The organism is Polynucleobacter sp. P1-05-14 (assembly GCF_018881675.1).
Classification (GTDB): Bacteria; Pseudomonadota; Gammaproteobacteria; order Burkholderiales; family Burkholderiaceae; genus Polynucleobacter.
The window spans coordinates 56,102-73,029 of sequence record NZ_JACVPV010000001.1; the positions used below are offsets into that span (position 1 = coordinate 56,102).

A 16,928-nucleotide genomic window follows, 5' to 3' on the forward strand; every position below is an offset into this window, starting at 1 on the left:
TCAGATATTAGACGCCAGGGCCCGCGTTATATATTTCTGGGGTCAAGAGTTGATTGAGTTCTTGAGCAAGAACTTCATCGGAGGCGGGTTTGATTTTGAATAACCAAATACCATATGGATTTTCATTGACGATTTCAGGCGATGTATCAACCTCTTCATTGAGGGCAACAATCTCGCCACTTATTGGCGCATGAATATCACTGGCCGCCTTCACTGACTCAATAACCGCAATAGCCTCACCCTGCTTTACTTGTTGCCCAAGTTTTGGGGCTTGAAAGAACATCACATCGCCTAGCGCTTCTTGTGCATGATTGCTAATACCAACCCAAACTAAGCCATCATTTTCTTGATCGGCCCATTCGTGAGTTTCTGCAAATTTAAATGTATCTTGGCTGTTCATTGTTTTATCCTTTAGGTGCATTTTATGCCGACTCCCATAAACTAGCTTTCCCAAATGATTCATTTAACTGCTTGTACGTATGCCAATTAAATTAGGAATTGTTCCCGTTACTCCCTATGAGCAAAATTGCTCAATCCTAGTTTGCCAAGAGACTGGCGACGCTGCTGTGGTTGATCCTGGCGGTGATATTGAAAAGATCCTTAAGGGCCTTAAGCAGATGGGCGGTAAGGCTAAAAAGATTTTGCTTACTCATGGGCACTTGGATCATTGTGCGGCTGCGAAAGATTTGGCCGACCAACTGGGCGTTCCTATTGAGGGCCCACAAGAGGAAGAGCGTTTTTGGATTGATCAGTTACCAGAACAAACAGTGCGTTTTGGTTTTGGGCATGCCAAAGTTTTCGAGCCTGACCGCTGGTTAAATAATGGTGATCATGTTCAGGTGGGAAATATTGATCTTGAGGTATTTCATTGTCCTGGTCATACGCCCGGCCACGTTGTATTTTTTGATAAAGAAGATCGTCTAGCAATAGTTGGGGATGTTTTGTTTGCTGGTTCAATTGGCAGAACGGATTTTCCACGTGGCAATCATGCGGATTTAATTAATGCGATTAAAACGAAATTATTGCCCTTAGGCGATGACGTGCAGTTTGTTCCGGGTCATGGACCAATGTCCACGTTTGGTCAAGAGCGCAAAACGAATCCCTATGTGGGAGATGGCGCGTAGCTAATGAATCTAGCCATTTGAACTACAAGTGAGTATTAGGTTTTGGCTGAACCGGTACGATGCGTACGGTTGTATAAACAGCTGGCGCAGATCCAGCGCTGCTTGCGATTACTTGTCGGAATCCATGTGCCACCCTCAAGTCGTTTTTCACGGCTGCAAGAAGAGCAAAATTTCAGGCTCTGGGAGGTTTCTTGGGTAGCTGCTGGAGTCGATGTAGTCATGGGCAATCCGGGTAAGGCAAATCTTATACAGAGATCTATTTTACCCGTTTTGTCCCGCTGGGGCTGGGGTTAGCACAACCCGTACCGAATCGGCCGTTTTGTTCCCGTCAAAATCTAACCAAGCCTTGTTTTCAAAGTCATAGAGCTTGCACTTGCGCGCAGTATCGAAATACCAGCCCCAAGAGAACTTTTGTACAAAAATACGCTCTGGAAGGATCGTTTCTAGGGTCTGTTGGGCCTCTGGCAGGCGATAAAGCGGTACGCTCATATCCACATGATGCGCAGTGTGCTCCATGATGTGGTGCATCAATTTGCCCCAAATCCAGTTAAAAGTCAGGTGAACAGTTGCGGACACAAACGGCTGGGCGCGTAACCACTCCGATTTCTTGTCATACCAAGAGACTTTTGGATGGGTATGGTGCACGTAAACCACAAATCCAATCATGCCGTTCCAGAACAAGAATGGCACCGCAAAGCCAGTGATCAAGCCAATCCAAATAGACTGCCCGGTAGCGATGGCTCCAGCAATTAAGCAACCAATCCAAATGATTGCAAATGCGGTAACAAGCAAATTGTCTTTTAAGAAAATAGGACGATCACCAGGCTTGTTTTTTGCATTTGGGAAGTACTCACGTCTCCACCAAATTTCAATGAGGTAATAAAAAACAGGGCCCCAGCCGCTACGGTAAAGGCGTTCTAGAGCCTTACGCAGCGGGGGAAGCGCGTCATATTCTGATTTTGATAGGGGTGCCCATACAAAATCAAAACCTTTTAGATTGGTTTGACCATGATGCACAACGTTATGACCAACATCCCACAAGCTATATGGTGTGAGAGATGGCAAGAACGCAATACGACCCAATACTTTATTCAGTTCGCGATTGGGTGTGTAACTTTGATGGCAAGCATCGTGACCCAAAATAAAGATGCGACCTGTTACAAAACCGGCAATCAAACCAAAAACAATTTTGAGTAAAACACTCTCTACGAAGATCGTTCCTGCAATACAGCCTAGCCAGAGGAAGGCATCGATTGCTAGGAGCATGATTGCGCGCCCAGTTTCGCCTTGTGCCATCGGGATTAGCCAGCTTCGAATGATTTTTCGATGCGGTAATGGCGCCTCTGGGTGCAAAGGGTTAGTTAAGGAAGGCTCTGAAAGGGCGGTATTTAGATGTGTAGACACGATAAGAATCAATAAGTTAGGTGCAAATGATAGCGGTTTTCGCAATTTTCCGCATGATGTAGGTCAAAAACCCCTTGATTTTTGGCGCGCCCGGCAGGAATCGAACCTGCGCTTCGGAGACCTCAACCGACAAAAAATATATAAATACCTTAAATAACTATACATTGTCTAAAACGTCTTAAGTCTATATAGATAAAGGCTATAAAGCTAAAAAACTTGTTTTGATTAAAACTAAAAACAACGTTTAATATCAATTAACTTTTCAAGCAGATATTTCTCGAATAATTCGCAAAATAGGCTTGTTAGACTACTAGCCTCAATGCTCAACAACCTTATTTTACGTTAAACGGCGTTCGTAAATATTTTATCAACCCCTGCTATTAAGGCGTTTATCAGTGCGGAGCTATTGTTTATCGCTTCGAGCTAAAGCCTTTATAAAAGAGATCAAGATGAGCATGAACCTTCAGCACAGAATCCTCATCGCCGATGGTGAGGCTGTTGCTGGTTAGTTGGTCGGTTAGTCGCTGTCTTAGTGTGGAATCTGAAAATATGGCATCGATACTCTGCCTGGTTGTCTCTAAGCAAATCTTGGCAACATCTTTTCCCAACATCTGAATACCTGCCAACTCTGGGTCATACTCCAATGATTCTAGTAGCGCCATTTCCTCCGTATAAATGCGATCCTCATTTCCGGCGTCGTGATAGCTTTTGGCGATAAGAAGAAAGTCGACGGCATCTTTACCTTGGTTTTCTTGGCCCCGGTCTTGCCAGGCAATTAGCTTGAGTGCGGCCATGCCCGCTAGCGATGCAACCCGTATAGAGAAATTCTCAGCAATCTTTAGCAAAATAGCTGATCGTAGGGCCTCAGAAAATCCAGAGACGTTCATAACCACATTCATTTCGGGTGGCCATTCAATCGTTGAATCCAAATTTTCAACTCCGCCAAATGGAATGAGATCAAGTGGTGTGGAGTATTGGTCCTGCGGTCTTTTAAAGTGCATTTTCTGTGGCGCCTTACCCTCGGTAAAGCAGCCCATGGAAATCAAGCTTGATTTAAGTTTGTCAAACTTAGCCCAGTCTTCTAAGCAGATGCCCAGATCAAGATCATAGGTGGCCTGTCCGGTTCGCTTGTTAAATACATGCCCCAAGATAAGATCCCTTGCCTGGGCTCCAGCTAAAAAATAGTCAATATTTAAAGACCGTGCCACGTCATCAAAAATTCGTAAGATGGCCAAATGCTCCGCTTTTAAAGGGCGGTCAGGGCTAATTTCAAGCTTGAGTGAGATATCGGTCATAAATTAGTCTAGCTGTTTCAATATTGCGTGGATTGGTGGTGGCCAATAAATCTGCATATACCAGTAGCGCCGGCACAACTCCGTTCATTTGCAGTTCTGTATCTACTGCCCAAAAGGCTTCCAAAATTTCAATATCGCCGTTAACGTCAGGGCGCAGCCGATTTTCTACAATGAGTCGATCTAGGTTTTTACGGGCATAAATGGTGATCTTTGCAGGCTTGAGATAGCCGGTGAGCTTTTCTGCCGCGACTTCCCCGCCCCAATAGGCGTCGTACTGCTCAATATTGACATCTCGATACCAATCTTCTTTGGCAGCAGTAAAGCGACGTGCATTTAATTTTGGTCGTAATTTAATGGGGTAGTGAGCCACCCATTCCTCTTCTAGTCGTTTCTTATCAAGAATTCGCCGTGGACCTAAGTCAGTAGGAGTGAGAAAACCGCGGTTTTCTAAATTCGTTAATACGGGGCCTACAGTTCCAAGAGCTACTTTGGCAAAAGTGGCTATTTCGCGATAAGTTTGGGGGGTGATTATTTTTTGATTAAGTAATGCAAAGACAATTTTTAACCCGCCGGTTGTTAAGGCTGTGAATTCTGGCTTTTCATGAGTGCGCTCTGGACGAGCTTGACCAACAACATATACAAATAGCCCCGGAGTCTTAATATAAGCATTTCCAGCTTCATCAATGAAGGGCAAATCTAGCTCGCGACACTGGGTTGCAATTTCTTTGGTGATATAGGGAGCTACAAGCAAAACGGGCTTTGTACGAGTTCCTAGCTCTCTGATATGCGTAAGCGTTTTGAAGCGATCGATCACCCCCTTAATTTCCGCCTCAAAATGAACGGGGTGATCAGGGGTTTGAATAGTTAACAAGGCATCTGCTGGCCCCCCTTCCCAAACATGGTGGATCTGTAGGCCAGTAGTTCTCTGAAAAGCATCAATTGCTTTAGCGAGAATGAGTTGTTCTTTAGTTTCTAGGTTCATCATTTTGTACGTAAAATTTAAATGTTCACGTTACGTGAACGATATGCTTAATTGAACGCACCCCACTTGTGTTCAACATATTTTATTGTACACGTTACGTGAACAATAGTCAATACTGAACAAACAAGATTCAGTCATATTGCTTGATTTGCAAACTGTCCTCTTTCGGTTTAAATGGTGGAATGGGGAAATCAGGAAAAAGCAAAAGATCTGTTATTCGGATTTATGAAGAGAGCCCTGAGATTGAATTATTGCGAGAGCAATTCCCACCCCGCGCAAATTTACAAGCTGACGAAGTCGACCGACTATCTCGAGAGGACCTTAATCAATTTCTCTGGTTAGTTAGGCCAGAGCCTAAATTTCGGGCATTAGCACCAGCAATCGGTCGCCTTGCAGCCGCGTGTAAGGAAATGCAAAAACCTGAAACTGGAGGCCCAAAGATAGACTGGACGCTTCTCTTGCGCGTGGCTAATGAGATTTACCGATTGGGTATTTGGGCCCACAAGGTAAATCCATCTCTTTTTGAAAATATGGGGGAATCAGATGATGCCGTTTCGGGCAGCCTCGAGGACGCTAGCGGTAAACCTCCCGTCAATCCAATTTTGCATCACGGATCTTCAGCATTTCCAATTTACTCAATATTAAGTAACGATATTTGGCTCAAGGGCGTTATCGATGCTGCGGACAGGCAAGACGACCCCAGGATGGTTGCCATGCGTCGATTGGCCGGATTTGCCATTATGCGAAATTTGGAGCTGCTCGACATTACTAGGCAAATGCAAACAATTGAGGGTGAAGAGGAATCTGCCTTAAAGAAGATTACTGCAGTGCAGCAAAAGTTTACAGATCCTGTGTTGTTCCAGTGCGTGGATGTTGAAAAAGATCGACATCACTTTTACTTTGTGGGGGTTGAGCAAGCGATTCGGGAGTGGTCGCGGGATTGGGAGGGTGTTGATGAGGCAAATCAGCTGTTCCAATGGGCGCAATTGCCTTACCCCAAATTTAAAGAGCAGTGTCTTGACGAGCATTTGCATTTACAAGGCGCTCCCGGTAAAGAAAAAGTCACATTAACTAAATCACAAGCAAAGTTCAAATCGGTTTGTAGGGCATTTTCTAGTAGCGTTCGCAAATCAAAAATGAGCACATCGAAGTCCGGCTTTGGAGAGCGCTCAAGGGAAAAAGAAAATCCCGGTATTCAGTACCACGGCCTATATCGAGATATTTGGCTTAGTGAGGGTGATCTTCGGGGTAACGAGTTTGAGATTATTCCCATTGATGACGCCACCATCACCGATGAATACATCGAAACACTAATAGAGCCTGGCGACGATGTTGGCGAAGAAATCGAAGATGATCGATCCGATGCGCCCCAGTTAAGGTGGGTTTCCTTGGTATCGCGCAGAGGAGTTTGTTCTCTACAGCGAATCCCAAGAACTCGAAAATCAAAATACAGTGTGTTGGTTTCGGGGCGAATGCCGATCTTAGACATGGATGGCGCCCCCAGCAGATAGAGGGATTTGCATGACTGCCGCACTTATCGATTTAGCCATGTCCTCTTGGATATGCTCCCATATATAGAGAATCTTGCGACCTCCAAATGGGCGGAAGTAATGGCGCCCCTCTAATAAGACAGAATCTTTTAGTTGATCCCGAATGGTGCGGGGGTCATATTTAATAAGGGTGGAAAGTTCATCCGTAGTAAGATATGTATAGTTCATTGTTTATCCTTTAATTTAGACATTTATCGTTTTAAAACATCAAACGTTGAACTATATTAACATTACCATTGCAGAAATGCAAGATATAACGTCATCTGTTAACATTTAACAACAATGATCCGATTCCGCTTACAAGAATTACTTGCTGAAAAACAGTTCAAAGAGGGCCAAAGGGTCACCTTGACTGAGCTTGCTGAGGCAATTGGCGTAAATAGAACCACCCTGTCCAAAATGGTGAACGTGCGTGGATACAGTACGGTCACAGATAACATTGATAAGTTATGTGACTACTTTGGCTGCGAGGTTAAAGATCTGATGGAGTTTGTAAAGGAAGACAAGCAGTAAAAGCCTGTCGTTCTGGTCCAAATACCTGGTTTGGTCACAGCTGTGACCAAAATTAAGCTAGTACTCAATGAAGATATGTGACCAAAAAAGTGGTCACAAGCTGGTCACAGCGTGGTCACAAAGACATCGTTTTGAGTATTAGCCTTCTAGGCTGGGGCACGGAGCAAAAAAGGGTAAAAGTGGTGGAAAACCTAATATCGACTGTCTATAGAATGGGAATGTGTAAATAGATTATGTGACCAAACTGTGGTGCGCCCGGCAGGAATCGAACCTGCGACCCTTGGCTTCGGAGGCCAATACTCTATCCACTGAGCTACGGGCGCTAGTGGAAAAACTGGTTACCCCTCTATTGTAAGTGTCTATAACCCTTCTCTCTAGTTATAATCTCGACAAAACCACCCTAAAACCCGTCAAACGATAAATTCTTATGAGCAACGAGCACGGAAGTCTAATTAAGTCCCCAAAACAACTCATCATCATGGTGTTTGCAAGCTTTTTTGTGCCACTCATCATCATTTTGTTGTTAATGGTGTTTGTGAACAATGGCAAGCGCGCAGATTCATCTGCTTCTGCTGATCAAATCATTAAGCCAGTAGCGCAATTGAATTTTAAAGATGCTAACGAGCCTGCGGCTCCTGCCACTAGCGCCAAATAAGCCCTCGGTGCATATTGAAGAGCTGGCCTTGTGCCAGCTTTTTATTTTTAACTACTCACTCTTTGCATCTAAAGCAATTTGGTAGGCTTCTTTTTTTGTGAGGCCTAAAGTTTGCGAAAGAACGGCAGCAATTTCTTTGCTCCCCATATAGGGGCTCAGCGCATTAGCCCACAACAAGAGAGCTGAATGCTCTGGAGTCTCATCGCTATTGGCTGATCGCCCTGCAACCACAATGACAAATTCACCCTTAAGGCTCTCTGCAGTCTCTAGCCAGTGAGTAACGTCTTGCGCTTGAAGTGGCACCAGCTGCTCAAATTTTTTGGTTAATTCACGGCAGACTAAAAGCTGACGATCGGCCTCTAAATTTTTTGCAAGCAATGTAAGGGTTTCTCTAATATGGTGTGGAGACTCAAAAAAGATGCTTGCCTTTTTACTGCTGGAGATGTCCTGCAGTAGAGCATCGCGTTCTTTAGTTTTGTTGGGCCAAAAACCTAAAAACTGAAAGCGCCCTTCCGAGTGATGCATCACTGAGCCGGCTGCTGAGATGGCGCTTGATACAGCGCTTGCGCCCGGAATGGGAATTACTCTTAGCCCTGCTTTTTGAACCTCATTTACCAGCTTTGCCCCTGGGTCCGAGACTCCTGGGGTTCCGGCATCTGAAATATAGGCCCAGCGCTCATTATTTAAGAGGTGTTGTATGACTGTTTGAGCACCGCCAATTTCATTGTGTTCGTGCAACGCTAAACATTTTTTATGAATGCCAAATTGTTGGAGTAATGCCGCGCTATGTCTAGTGTCCTCACAGGCGATCCCATCGACTGAATTGAGAACATGCAGGGCCCGCAAAGTAATGTCACCCAAATTGCCGATAGGTGTCGCAACCATGTACAAAGCCCCAGCAGGCAAGTCCTGCTGCTTTAAAAAATCGAAAGAGCTAAATTCCATGGGGGTTGCCTGCAAAAAGTTAAACAATTAGTAAGAGGATACGTTGCTTTTGGGATAAGCTGATTGCTACTGAGATTAGGACATCTTTGGCGCATAATATTGTTATGGAAAAAGATATCAACGAACGTTTGCGTCAGCGTGCCTCCCAGCATTTTCTGGATAGCATTGCTGTAAAACAAGAGGCTGAAAAACTGCTCCCCGAATCTGTTGCTAGGGGCGTACTGGCGATGGTGGATTGTTTGCGTACCGGCGGTAAGATCATGGCCTGTGGCAATGGCGGCTCTGCCGCTGATGCGCAACACTTTGCAGCAGAACTCGTTGGTCGCTTTGAGAGAGAGCGTCAAGAGTTGGCTGCGATTGCTTTGACGACAGACACTTCAATTCTTACGGCTATTGGAAATGACTATAGCTACGACGAGATTTTTAGTAAGCAAGTTCGTGGTCTTGGGAAAAAAGGCGACATTCTGTTGAGTATTTCAACCTCAGGGAATTCGAAGAACGTGATTAAAGCCATTGAGGCTGCCAAAAAGCTTGGTATGAAAGTCATCGCATTCACTGGCAATGGTGGTGGCAAGATTGCACAACTATTAGATAAAGATGATGTCCACTTGTGTGCACCATCTACGCGAACTGCGCGCATTCAAGAAACGCATTTGGTTTTGCTACATGCTTTATGTGATGGCGTAGATCACGTACTACTCGACTGAAAATTATTGTTACTTCAATACAGAAATTACCCAAATGAAAATCTCATTCCTCAGAAAACTGTTTCTCGCTACTCTCGTTGTTTCACAACTTTCTGCATGCGCAGTGGTTGCTGTTGGTGGGGTAGCGGCGGGCGCTGCCGTTATGGCGGATCGACGCACACCAGCCGTGCAAGCAATTGACAAAGGGATTGAGTTAGAGGCAGAGAATGCGCTAGCAAAAAGATTTGGTGATAACGCACACATTAACGTGACTTCGTTTAATCAAAAAGTATTGCTCACTGGCGAAGTGAAGGATGCTGATATTAAGGGTGACGCAGGAGCTTATGTCAAGGCGATGAAGAATGCGCGCTCCGTGTTTAATGAATTGGTTGTTGGGCCAAACAGTAACTACACATCACGCGCAAATGACTCTTATCTGGAGTCTAAGATCAAAACACAAATGGTCTTTACTGACCAGTTACCGTCAAACTCTATGGTTATAGTGGCGGAAGGGGGTAGCGTCTATCTTATGGGGATCTTGACGCAAAGTGAAGCTGACCTTGCCAAGAAAATTGCGAGCAATACCAATGGCGTAAAAGATGTTTATGTTTACTTCGACATCATTTCTCAAGAAGAAAAAGTTCGCTTAGAAAAGCAAGGCAAAGCAGATCAAACTCAATCTAGTAGCCCTCCAAAATTTCAATAATTTTTTCGTAGGTTGTCGATGCTAAAAAAGCGAGTGATTGTAAAAATAGTTTTTTTATTTACAACGCTCGCTCTTTTCATGTCTGTTGCGCAGGCGAATGTTGAAGATGAGAATGCATTCGTACTTGCAAAACAAAACGCTTGCTTGGGTTGTCATGCAGTGAATAAAAAAATTGTGGGCCCTAGTTTTCAAGCGGTGGCAGAAAAATATAAAAACGATTCAAACGCTCAAGTATTTTTAAAAAATAAGATTGCTAAAGGGGGGTCTGGTTCATGGGGCGTTGTACCTATGCCGGCCAACTCAAAATTAAGTAATGCAGATCTATCTACATTAAGCGGCTGGATCTTGCGTGGAGCGCCCTACAAAAACTAGAGCTGTAAATTAGCGCGCTAAGCCTGGTCTGCCTAGAAACCACCACCAGGCTTCATTAGAGCGCTTGAGGTTTTCTTTTAGGGCGTAGTCCATGCCAGCCCACTGCTCATTGGCGGCCTCTTCCACAATAGTTGCGGTATTTGCTGGGGGCAGCTTAAGGCAAGCATCAGCATCGCCATAGGCGTACTCAACTGTCATCCCTGCCTTTTGCGCCAGATGCATCATGGCTTTGTTATTGGCAAGGCAATGAACGTAAAGGGTTTCAATGCTGGTATTGCGTGAGTGAACGGCTGAGCGTTGTAACAATGCTGTGCCCAGGCCCTGAGAGCGCCCTTCTGGTAGCACTGACACACCAAATTCAGCAGCTCGTGCCTCGCCTTTGTGCTCTGGCAAATAGGCTAAATGGGCCATGCCAACAAGTTTCAGATCTAAGTTGAAAACACCAAAAATGACATCCCGATTGAAATCTAGACCCTCAACATAGTGACGAATCACTTCGTCGGGGGTCTGAGTACCAAATCGTAGACGTCTATCTTCATCATTAAGTTGCAATAAATGATTCAGTATTTCCTGTTTATATCCAGCGTGAAGTTCGCGAACAGGCACAGCTCTCCCGGCAGAATGCGGGCTTGAGGGTGAGTGGCTATTCGCTAATTTATTGTGCATAGCAATATTTTAGCAGGGATAAGGGAAAATTTCAGGGTTTTCCCTATGTTTGTTGGAAATACGCCAAATAAGAATGAAAAAACAGCGTAATTTTTGGGTTGACTAGGTCTAAACCTTAAAAAATAGGATTTTTTTAAAAAAAAGTTGAAATTTTTTTTAAAATCTAAACCATTGTTTTAATTGACTATATTTTTAAAGTAAGAAAAAACTTAGCCTTTTTTAAGTAAAAGAGTACGAAAGGTGTTGACGACCCTGAAAATGTGGGATATAGTCTCACCTCTCTGCTGGATGTTTTATGAAATACGAAACAAGTCAGCCCTCTTTAAAAATTAGTCAACCGATAATTGTGGGTACTAAGTGAAAGCATCCAGTCCTTCGGGACAGATGTAAATAAATAGTACTCATAGACAGTAAAAAGATTTGGTTTTATTACCAAGTCAATTTCTTGAATGAGTGCGACGATCCGCAAGGATCACAGGAATTGAACTGAAGAGTTTGATCCTGGCTCAGATTGAACGCTGGCGGCATGCCTTACACATGCAAGTCGAACGGCAGCACGGGTGCTTGCACCTGGTGGCGAGTGGCGAACGGGTGAGTAATACATCGGAACGTACCTTATCGTGGGGGATAACGCAGCGAAAGCTGTGCTAATACCGCATACGCCCTGAGGGGGAAAGCGGGGGATCGAAAGACCTCGCGCGATTAGAGCGGCCGATGCCTGATTAGCTTGTTGGTGGGGTAAAAGCCCACCAAGGCGACGATCAGTAGCTGGTCTGAGAGGACGATCAGCCACACTGGGACTGAGACACGGCCCAGACTCCTACGGGAGGCAGCAGTGGGGAATTTTGGACAATGGGGGAAACCCTGATCCAGCAATGCCGCGTGAGTGAAGAAGGCCTTCGGGTTGTAAAGCTCTTTTGTCAGGGAAGAAACACCGGCTCTAACACAGTCCGGGAATGACGGTACCTGAAGAATAAGCACCGGCTAACTACGTGCCAGCAGCCGCGGTAATACGTAGGGTGCGAGCGTTAATCGGAATTACTGGGCGTAAAGCGTGCGCAGGCGGTTATACAAGACAGGCGTGAAATCCCCGGGCTTAACCTGGGAATGGCGCCTGTGACTGTATAGCTAGAGTGTGTCAGAGGGGGGTAGAATTCCACGTGTAGCAGTGAAATGCGTAGATATGTGGAGGAATACCAATGGCGAAGGCAGCCCCCTGGGATAACACTGACGCTCATGCACGAAAGCGTGGGGAGCAAACAGGATTAGATACCCTGGTAGTCCACGCCCTAAACGATGCTGACTAGTTGTTCGGGATTTACATCCTGAGTAACGTAGCTAACGCGTGAAGTCAGCCGCCTGGGGAGTACGGTCGCAAGATTAAAACTCAAAGGAATTGACGGGGACCCGCACAAGCGGTGGATGATGTGGATTAATTCGATGCAACGCGAAAAACCTTACCTACCCTTGACATGTCACTAACGAAGTAGAGATACATTAGGTGCTCGTAAGAGAAAGTGAACACAGGTGCTGCATGGCTGTCGTCAGCTCGTGTCGTGAGATGTTGGGTTAAGTCCCGCAACGAGCGCAACCCTTGTCTTTAGTTGCTACGCAAGAGCACTCTAAAGAGACTGCCGGTGACAAACCGGAGGAAGGTGGGGATGACGTCAAGTCCTCATGGCCCTTATGGGTAGGGCTTCACACGTCATACAATGGTGCATACAGAGGGTTGCCAACCCGCGAGGGGGAGCTAATCTCAGAAAATGCATCGTAGTCCGGATCGTAGTCTGCAACTCGACTACGTGAAGCTGGAATCGCTAGTAATCGCGGATCAGAATGTCGCGGTGAATACGTTCCCGGGTCTTGTACACACCGCCCGTCATACCATGGGAGTGGGTTTTGCCAGAAGCCGTTAGCCTAACCGCAAGGAGGGCGACTGCCACGGCAGGGTTCATGACTGGGGTAAAGTCGTAACAAGGTAGCCGTATCGGAAGGTGCGGCTGGATCACCTCCTTTCTAGAGAAAAGATGCTGAATCCTAGTGCCCACACTTATCGGTTGACAATAAAAGCCACGGGTCTGTAGCTCAGCTGGTTAGAGCACTGTGTTGATAACGCAGGGGTCGTAGGTTCAAGTCCTACCAGACCCACCACCAGCCAGAAACAAGACTTAGTGGGACGTTGGGGGATTAGCTCAGCTGGGAGAGCACCTGCTTTGCAAGCAGGGGGTCGTCGGTTCGATCCCGTCATCCTCCACCATCATCTAAATGTCAAAACTAAGCGAATATTTAATCGTTTAGTTTTGCCATTTATGGCTGTTCTTTAAAAATTTGAGTAAGCAAAGTGTCAAATGTTTCTTTGAGAGGACATTTGACAATGTAATAAGGGTAAAGATTGAATCATCAATCAGTAATACAAACGAGTTTTACCAAGTTCTTAACAAAGTACTTACAGTTTGGATTACGGCAAACATGTCAGAAGTAGAAGTAAAACCTTTAACAGGTACTAGCAATGGTGCTCGTTATAGGATCAAGTGAATAAGTGCACATGATGGATGCCTTGGCGATTACAGGCGACGAAAGACGTTATAACCTGCGATAAGCCCCGGGGAGCTGGTAAATAAGCTTTGATCCGGGGATTTCTGAATGGGGAAACCCACCACTTTTGTGGTATCCATACCTGAATACATAGGGTATGAGAAGCGAACCTTGTGAACTGAAACATCTAAGTAGCAAGAGGAAAAGACATCAACCGAGATTCCCAGAGTAGTGGCGAGCGAAATGGGAACAGCCTTCTAGTGATATCTCAGTAATTAACAGAATGGAATGGAAAGTCCAACAATAAAGGGTGATAGTCCCGTATGTGAAAATTATTGAGTGGTACTAGGCTAGAGACAAGTAGGGCGGGACACGTGAAATCCTGTCTGAATATGGGGGGACCATCCTCCAAGGCTAAATACTCGTAATCGACCGATAGTGAACAAGTACCGTGAGGGAAAGGCGAAAAGAACCCCGGGAGGGGAGTGAAATAGATCCTGAAATTGTGTGCATACAAACAGTAGGAGCCTCGTAAGGGGTGACTGCGTACCTTTTGTATAATGGGTCAGCGACTTACATTCAGTAGCAAGCTTAACCGAATAGGGAAGGCGTAGCGAAAGCGAGTCCGAATAGGGCGCTAGTTGCTGGGTGTAGACCCGAAACCAGTTGATCTATCCATGGCCAGGTTGAAGGTGCGGTAACACGTACTGGAGGACCGAACCCACTAACGTTGAAAAGTTAGGGGATGAGCTGTGGATAGGGGTGAAAGGCTAAACAAAACTGGAAATAGCTGGTTCTCTCCGAAAACTATTTAGGTAGTGCCTCGTGTATCACTGTAGGGGGTAGAGCACTGTCATGGTAGTGGGGTCCATTGCGGATTACTGCGCCATAGCAAACTCCGAATACCTACAAGTGCAAGCACGGGAGACAGACATCGGGTGCTAACGTCCGGTGTCAAGAGGGAAACAACCCAGACCGCCAGCTAAGGTCCCTAATATATGCTAAGTGGGAAACGAAGTGGGAAGGCTAAAACAGTCAGGAGGTTGGCTTAGAAGCAGCCATCCTTTAAAGAAAGCGTAATAGCTCACTGATCGAGTCGTCCTGCGCGGAAGATGTAACGGGGCTAAGCATATAACCGAAGCTGCGGATCACAGCAATGTGATGGTAGGAGAGCGTTCTGTAAGCCTGTGAAGGTATCTTGTAAAGGATGCTGGAGGTATCAGAAGTGCGAATGCTGACATGAGTAGCGATAAAGGGGGTGAAAAGCCCCCTCGCCGTAAGCCCAAGGTTTCCTGTTCAACGTTCATCGGAACAGGGTGAGTCGGCCCCTAAGGCGAGGCAGAGATGCGTAGCTGATGGGAACAAGGTTAATATTCCTTGACCATTGTTAGATGCGATGGGGGGACGGATCGCGGAAAGTTGTCCGGGTGTTGGAAGTCCCGGTTCTTGCGTTGGAGATGGCTATTAGGTAAATCCGGTAGCGTAATTCAAGGGCGTGAGACGAGCGAATTTATTCGCGAAGCAATTGGAAGTGGTTCCAAGAAAAGCCTCTAAGCTTCAGTCTAACAAGACCGTACCGCAAACCGACACAGGTGGGCGAGATGAGTATTCTAAGGCGCTTGAGAGAACTCAGGAGAAGGAACTCGGCAAATTTGTACCGTAACTTCGGGATAAGGTACGCCCTGGTAGTTTGACCCTGTACAAGGGGAGGACGAAAGGGTTGCAATAAAAAGGTGGCTGCGACTGTTTAATAAAAACACAGCACTCTGCAAACACGAAAGTGGACGTATAGGGTGTGACGCCTGCCCGGTGCTGGAAGATTAAATGATGGGGTGCAAGCTCTTGATTGAAGTCCCAGTAAACGGCGGCCGTAACTATAACGGTCCTAAGGTAGCGAAATTCCTTGTCGGGTAAGTTCCGACCTGCACGAATGGCGTAACGATGGCCACACTGTCTCCTCCTGAGACTCAGCGAAGTTGAAATGTTTGTGATGATGCAATCTACCCGTGGCTAGACGGAAAGACCCCATGAACCTTTACTGTAGCTTTGCATTGGACTTTGAATCGGTCTGTGTAGGATAGGTGGGAGGCGTTGATAACAGGATGCTAGTTCTGTTGGAGCCAACCTTGAAATACCACCCTGATTTATTTGAGGTTCTAACCTTGGCCCGTTATCCGGGTCGGGAACAGTGCATGGTAGGCAGTTTGACTGGGGCGGTCTCCTCCCAAAGTGTAACGGAGGAGTACGAAGGTACGCTTGGTACGGTCGGACATCGTACCTAAAGTGCAATGGCAAAAGCGTGCTTAACTGCGAGACCGACAAGTCGAGCAGGTGCGAAAGCAGGTCATAGTGATCCGGTGGTTCTGTATGGAAGGGCCATCGCTCAACGGATAAAAGGTACTCTGGGGATAACAGGCTGATACCGCCCAAGAGTTCATATCGACGGCGGTGTTTGGCACCTCGATGTCGGCTCATCTCATCCTGGGGCTGTAGCCGGTCCCAAGGGTATGGCTGTTCGCCATTTAAAGAGGTACGTGAGCTGGGTTTAAAACGTCGTGAGACAGTTTGGTCCCTATCTGCCATGGGCGTTGGAGATTTGACGGGGGCTGCTCCTAGTACGAGAGGACCGGAGTGGACATTCCGCTGGTGTACCTGTTGTTTCGCCAGAAGCATCGCAGGGTAGCTATGAATGGAAGAGATAACCGCTGAAAGCATCTAAGCGGGAAACTTGCCTGAAGATGAGATCTCCCGTAGGTTTAACCTACATAAAGGGTCGTTGAAGACCACAACGTTGATAGGTCGGGTGTGGAAGTGCAGTAATGCATTAAGCTAACCGATACTAATTGCCCGTTAGGCTTGATCCTATAACCAGCACTATTGTGTTGGATGTTTGCCAGATTTAATCTGCATCCTTATTACATGCTTACTCAAATAGAGTTGTTGATTTAATCAGCAACTCGACCCTCTACGCCCGGTGACCATAGCAAGTTGGAACCACTCCTTCCCATCCCGAACAGGACAGTGAAACGACTTTACGCCGATGATAGTGCGGATTACCCGTGTGAAAGTAGGTAACTGCCGGGCACCAATGCGACGCCCAGACCCTCTTAGGTCTGGGCGTTTTTACTTGTGCAAAGCGTTTAGAGATATTGACAGAAACTCCATTTGGAGTCAGAATATTGGGTTCGCGGAGGGGTGTCCGAGCGGCTAAAGGAGGCAGACTGTAAATCTGTTGGCTATGCCTACGTAGGTTCGAATCCTACCCCCTCCACCAGATGTGCGGGATTAGTTTAATGGTAAAACAGCAGATTTCCAATCTTCGGTCAAGAGTTCGATTCTCTTATCCCGCTCCAGAATTTGTTGCATTAGATTTCGCCCATGTGGCTCAGTGGTAGAGCACTCCCTTGGTAAGGGAGAGGTCGGCAGTTCGATCCTGCCCATGGGCACCATGTTTGATTTTATTAATTGTGTATTTCGTGTTTGGTTTAAGAGTTA

The 16,928-nt window shown here is 46.1% G+C and carries 15 protein-coding genes, 6 tRNA genes and 3 rRNA genes; 14 read left to right on the top strand and 10 right to left on the bottom strand.

The features are described 5' to 3' along the window. Positions 1–7: 7 nt before the first annotated feature. Complete coding sequence (gene gcvH, locus ICN37_RS00280) at positions 8–400, bottom strand: glycine cleavage system protein GcvH (RefSeq protein ID WP_255538422.1); 393 nt, start codon at positions 398–400, stop codon at positions 8–10. Between the two features lie 79 nt (positions 401–479). Between gcvH and ICN37_RS00285 the strand changes: the two genes are divergently transcribed. Then, on the top strand, positions 480–1,124 hold the full coding sequence (locus ICN37_RS00285) for an MBL fold metallo-hydrolase (protein WP_216860861.1): 645 nt from the start codon (positions 480–482) through the stop codon (positions 1,122–1,124). Positions 1,125–1,159: 35 nt separating this feature from the next. On the opposite strand, the gene ICN37_RS00290 is transcribed toward ICN37_RS00285, so the two are convergent. The 6 genes from ICN37_RS00290 to ICN37_RS00315 form a co-directional block, all read right to left on the bottom strand. Further along, a complete protein-coding gene (locus tag ICN37_RS00290; protein WP_041396810.1) occupies positions 1,160–1,345 on the bottom strand; it encodes a hypothetical protein in 186 nt (61 codons plus the stop codon). 40 nt (positions 1,346–1,385) lie between these two features. Beyond that, on the bottom strand, positions 1,386–2,528 hold the full coding sequence (locus ICN37_RS00295) for a fatty acid desaturase (RefSeq protein ID WP_370623800.1): 1,143 nt from the start codon (positions 2,526–2,528) through the stop codon (positions 1,386–1,388). Positions 2,529–2,938: 410 nt separating this feature from the next. Then, on the bottom strand, positions 2,939–3,823 hold the full coding sequence (locus ICN37_RS00300; protein ID WP_216154292.1) for a nucleotidyl transferase AbiEii/AbiGii toxin family protein: 885 nt from the start codon (positions 3,821–3,823) through the stop codon (positions 2,939–2,941). After that, positions 3,798–4,808: a type IV toxin-antitoxin system AbiEi family antitoxin gene (locus tag ICN37_RS00305; RefSeq protein ID WP_216154293.1), complete on the bottom strand. Its 1,011-nt coding sequence runs from the start codon at positions 4,806–4,808 to the stop codon at positions 3,798–3,800. Before ICN37_RS00305 ends, ICN37_RS00300 begins: the two co-directional genes overlap by 26 nt. Before the next feature lie 1,192 nt (positions 4,809–6,000). Further along, entirely contained in the window at positions 6,001–6,294 is a 294-nt protein-coding gene (locus ICN37_RS11640) for an Arm DNA-binding domain-containing protein (protein ID WP_216154294.1), read from the bottom strand. Continuing rightward, positions 6,287–6,523: a hypothetical protein gene (locus tag ICN37_RS00315; RefSeq protein WP_216154295.1), complete on the bottom strand. Its 237-nt coding sequence runs from the start codon at positions 6,521–6,523 to the stop codon at positions 6,287–6,289. The genes ICN37_RS11640 and ICN37_RS00315 overlap by 8 nt, the downstream gene beginning before the upstream one ends. Before the next feature lie 114 nt (positions 6,524–6,637). Here ICN37_RS00315 and ICN37_RS00320 point away from each other — a divergent pair, with 114 nt between their 5' ends. Continuing rightward, entirely contained in the window at positions 6,638–6,868 is a 231-nt protein-coding gene (locus tag ICN37_RS00320) for a helix-turn-helix transcriptional regulator (RefSeq protein ID WP_216154296.1), read from the top strand. A gap of 247 nt (positions 6,869–7,115) precedes the next feature. Here ICN37_RS00320 and ICN37_RS00325 read toward each other — a convergent pair. Beyond that, positions 7,116–7,191 (bottom strand) — tRNA-Arg (locus ICN37_RS00325). 104 nt (positions 7,192–7,295) lie between these two features. Between ICN37_RS00325 and ICN37_RS00330 the strand changes: the two genes are divergently transcribed. Next, positions 7,296–7,523, top strand: coding sequence for a hypothetical protein (locus ICN37_RS00330; RefSeq protein WP_251368485.1), 228 nt, complete (start codon positions 7,296–7,298; stop codon positions 7,521–7,523). Positions 7,524–7,574: 51 nt separating this feature from the next. Here ICN37_RS00330 and rsmI read toward each other — a convergent pair whose 3' ends face one another. After that, positions 7,575–8,468: a 16S rRNA (cytidine(1402)-2'-O)-methyltransferase gene (gene rsmI / locus ICN37_RS00335; RefSeq protein WP_216154297.1), complete on the bottom strand. Its 894-nt coding sequence runs from the start codon at positions 8,466–8,468 to the stop codon at positions 7,575–7,577. A 104-nt stretch (positions 8,469–8,572) separates the two neighbouring features. On the opposite strand from rsmI, the gene ICN37_RS00340 reads away from it, so the two are divergent. The 3 genes from ICN37_RS00340 (at position 8,573) to ICN37_RS00350 (ending at position 10,232) form a co-directional block, all read left to right on the top strand. After that, a complete protein-coding gene (locus tag ICN37_RS00340) occupies positions 8,573–9,175 on the top strand; it encodes a phosphoheptose isomerase (RefSeq protein WP_215321262.1) in 603 nt (200 codons plus the stop codon). Between the two features lie 34 nt (positions 9,176–9,209). Next, positions 9,210–9,860 (top strand): BON domain-containing protein, encoded by a 651-nt coding sequence (locus ICN37_RS00345; RefSeq protein ID WP_215321263.1) that lies wholly within the window; start codon positions 9,210–9,212, stop codon positions 9,858–9,860. A 78-nt stretch (positions 9,861–9,938) separates the two neighbouring features. Next, on the top strand, positions 9,939–10,232 hold the full coding sequence (locus tag ICN37_RS00350; RefSeq protein ID WP_251368486.1) for a c-type cytochrome: 294 nt from the start codon (positions 9,939–9,941) through the stop codon (positions 10,230–10,232). A gap of 9 nt (positions 10,233–10,241) precedes the next feature. Here ICN37_RS00350 and ICN37_RS00355 read toward each other — a convergent pair whose 3' ends face one another. After that, positions 10,242–10,898 (bottom strand): GNAT family N-acetyltransferase, encoded by a 657-nt coding sequence (locus tag ICN37_RS00355; RefSeq protein WP_215321265.1) that lies wholly within the window; start codon positions 10,896–10,898, stop codon positions 10,242–10,244. A gap of 483 nt (positions 10,899–11,381) precedes the next feature. On the opposite strand from ICN37_RS00355, the gene ICN37_RS00360 reads away from it, so the two are divergent. The 8 genes from ICN37_RS00360 to ICN37_RS00395 all read left to right on the top strand — a co-directional run bounded on the left by ICN37_RS00360 (position 11,382) and on the right by ICN37_RS00395 (position 16,882). Further along, a 16S ribosomal RNA gene (locus ICN37_RS00360) occupies positions 11,382–12,914 on the top strand. Positions 12,915–12,972: 58 nt separating this feature from the next. Further along, a tRNA-Ile gene (locus ICN37_RS00365) sits at positions 12,973–13,049 on the top strand. A gap of 30 nt (positions 13,050–13,079) precedes the next feature. After that, positions 13,080–13,155, top strand: a tRNA-Ala gene (locus ICN37_RS00370). 268 nt (positions 13,156–13,423) lie between these two features. Then, positions 13,424–16,297 (top strand): 23S ribosomal RNA (locus ICN37_RS00375). Positions 16,298–16,403: 106 nt separating this feature from the next. After that, a 5S ribosomal RNA gene (gene rrf, locus ICN37_RS00380) occupies positions 16,404–16,517 on the top strand. Together the 16S, 23S and 5S rRNA genes with 5 tRNA genes alongside form the textbook arrangement of a ribosomal RNA operon. A 105-nt stretch (positions 16,518–16,622) precedes the next feature. Further along, a tRNA-Tyr gene (locus tag ICN37_RS00385) sits at positions 16,623–16,707 on the top strand. Positions 16,708–16,712: 5 nt separating this feature from the next. Then, positions 16,713–16,786: transfer RNA gene (locus ICN37_RS00390), tRNA-Gly, on the top strand. A 21-nt stretch (positions 16,787–16,807) separates the two neighbouring features. Then, positions 16,808–16,882, top strand: a tRNA-Thr gene (locus ICN37_RS00395). Positions 16,883–16,928 lie beyond the last annotated feature (46 nt).

Bases quoted from the DNA above. Each gene is read 5' to 3' on its own strand.
- gcvH (WP_255538422.1), bottom strand. From the start codon at position 400: ATGAACAGCCAAGATACATTTAAATTTGCAGAAACTCACGAATGGGCC.
- ICN37_RS00350 (WP_251368486.1), top strand. From the start codon at position 9,939: ATGTCTGTTGCGCAGGCGAATGTTGAAGATGAGAATGCATTCGTACTT.
- ICN37_RS00320 (WP_216154296.1), top strand. From the start codon at position 6,638: ATGATCCGATTCCGCTTACAAGAATTACTTGCTGAAAAACAGTTCAAA.
- ICN37_RS00345 (WP_215321263.1), top strand. From the start codon at position 9,210: ATGAAAATCTCATTCCTCAGAAAACTGTTTCTCGCTACTCTCGTTGTT.
- ICN37_RS00330 (WP_251368485.1), top strand. From the start codon at position 7,296: ATGAGCAACGAGCACGGAAGTCTAATTAAGTCCCCAAAACAACTCATC.
- ICN37_RS00315 (WP_216154295.1), bottom strand. From the start codon at position 6,523: ATGAACTATACATATCTTACTACGGATGAACTTTCCACCCTTATTAAA.
- ICN37_RS00355 (WP_215321265.1), bottom strand. From the start codon at position 10,898: ATGCACAATAAATTAGCGAATAGCCACTCACCCTCAAGCCCGCATTCT.
- ICN37_RS00285 (WP_216860861.1), top strand. From the start codon at position 480: ATGCCAATTAAATTAGGAATTGTTCCCGTTACTCCCTATGAGCAAAAT.
- ICN37_RS00300 (WP_216154292.1), bottom strand. From the start codon at position 3,823: ATGACCGATATCTCACTCAAGCTTGAAATTAGCCCTGACCGCCCTTTA.
- ICN37_RS11640 (WP_216154294.1), bottom strand. From the start codon at position 6,294: ATGTCTAAGATCGGCATTCGCCCCGAAACCAACACACTGTATTTTGAT.
- ICN37_RS00290 (WP_041396810.1), bottom strand. From the start codon at position 1,345: ATGACTACATCGACTCCAGCAGCTACCCAAGAAACCTCCCAGAGCCTG.
- ICN37_RS00340 (WP_215321262.1), top strand. From the start codon at position 8,573: ATGGAAAAAGATATCAACGAACGTTTGCGTCAGCGTGCCTCCCAGCAT.
- ICN37_RS00305 (WP_216154293.1), bottom strand. From the start codon at position 4,808: ATGATGAACCTAGAAACTAAAGAACAACTCATTCTCGCTAAAGCAATT.
- rsmI (WP_216154297.1), bottom strand. From the start codon at position 8,468: ATGGAATTTAGCTCTTTCGATTTTTTAAAGCAGCAGGACTTGCCTGCT.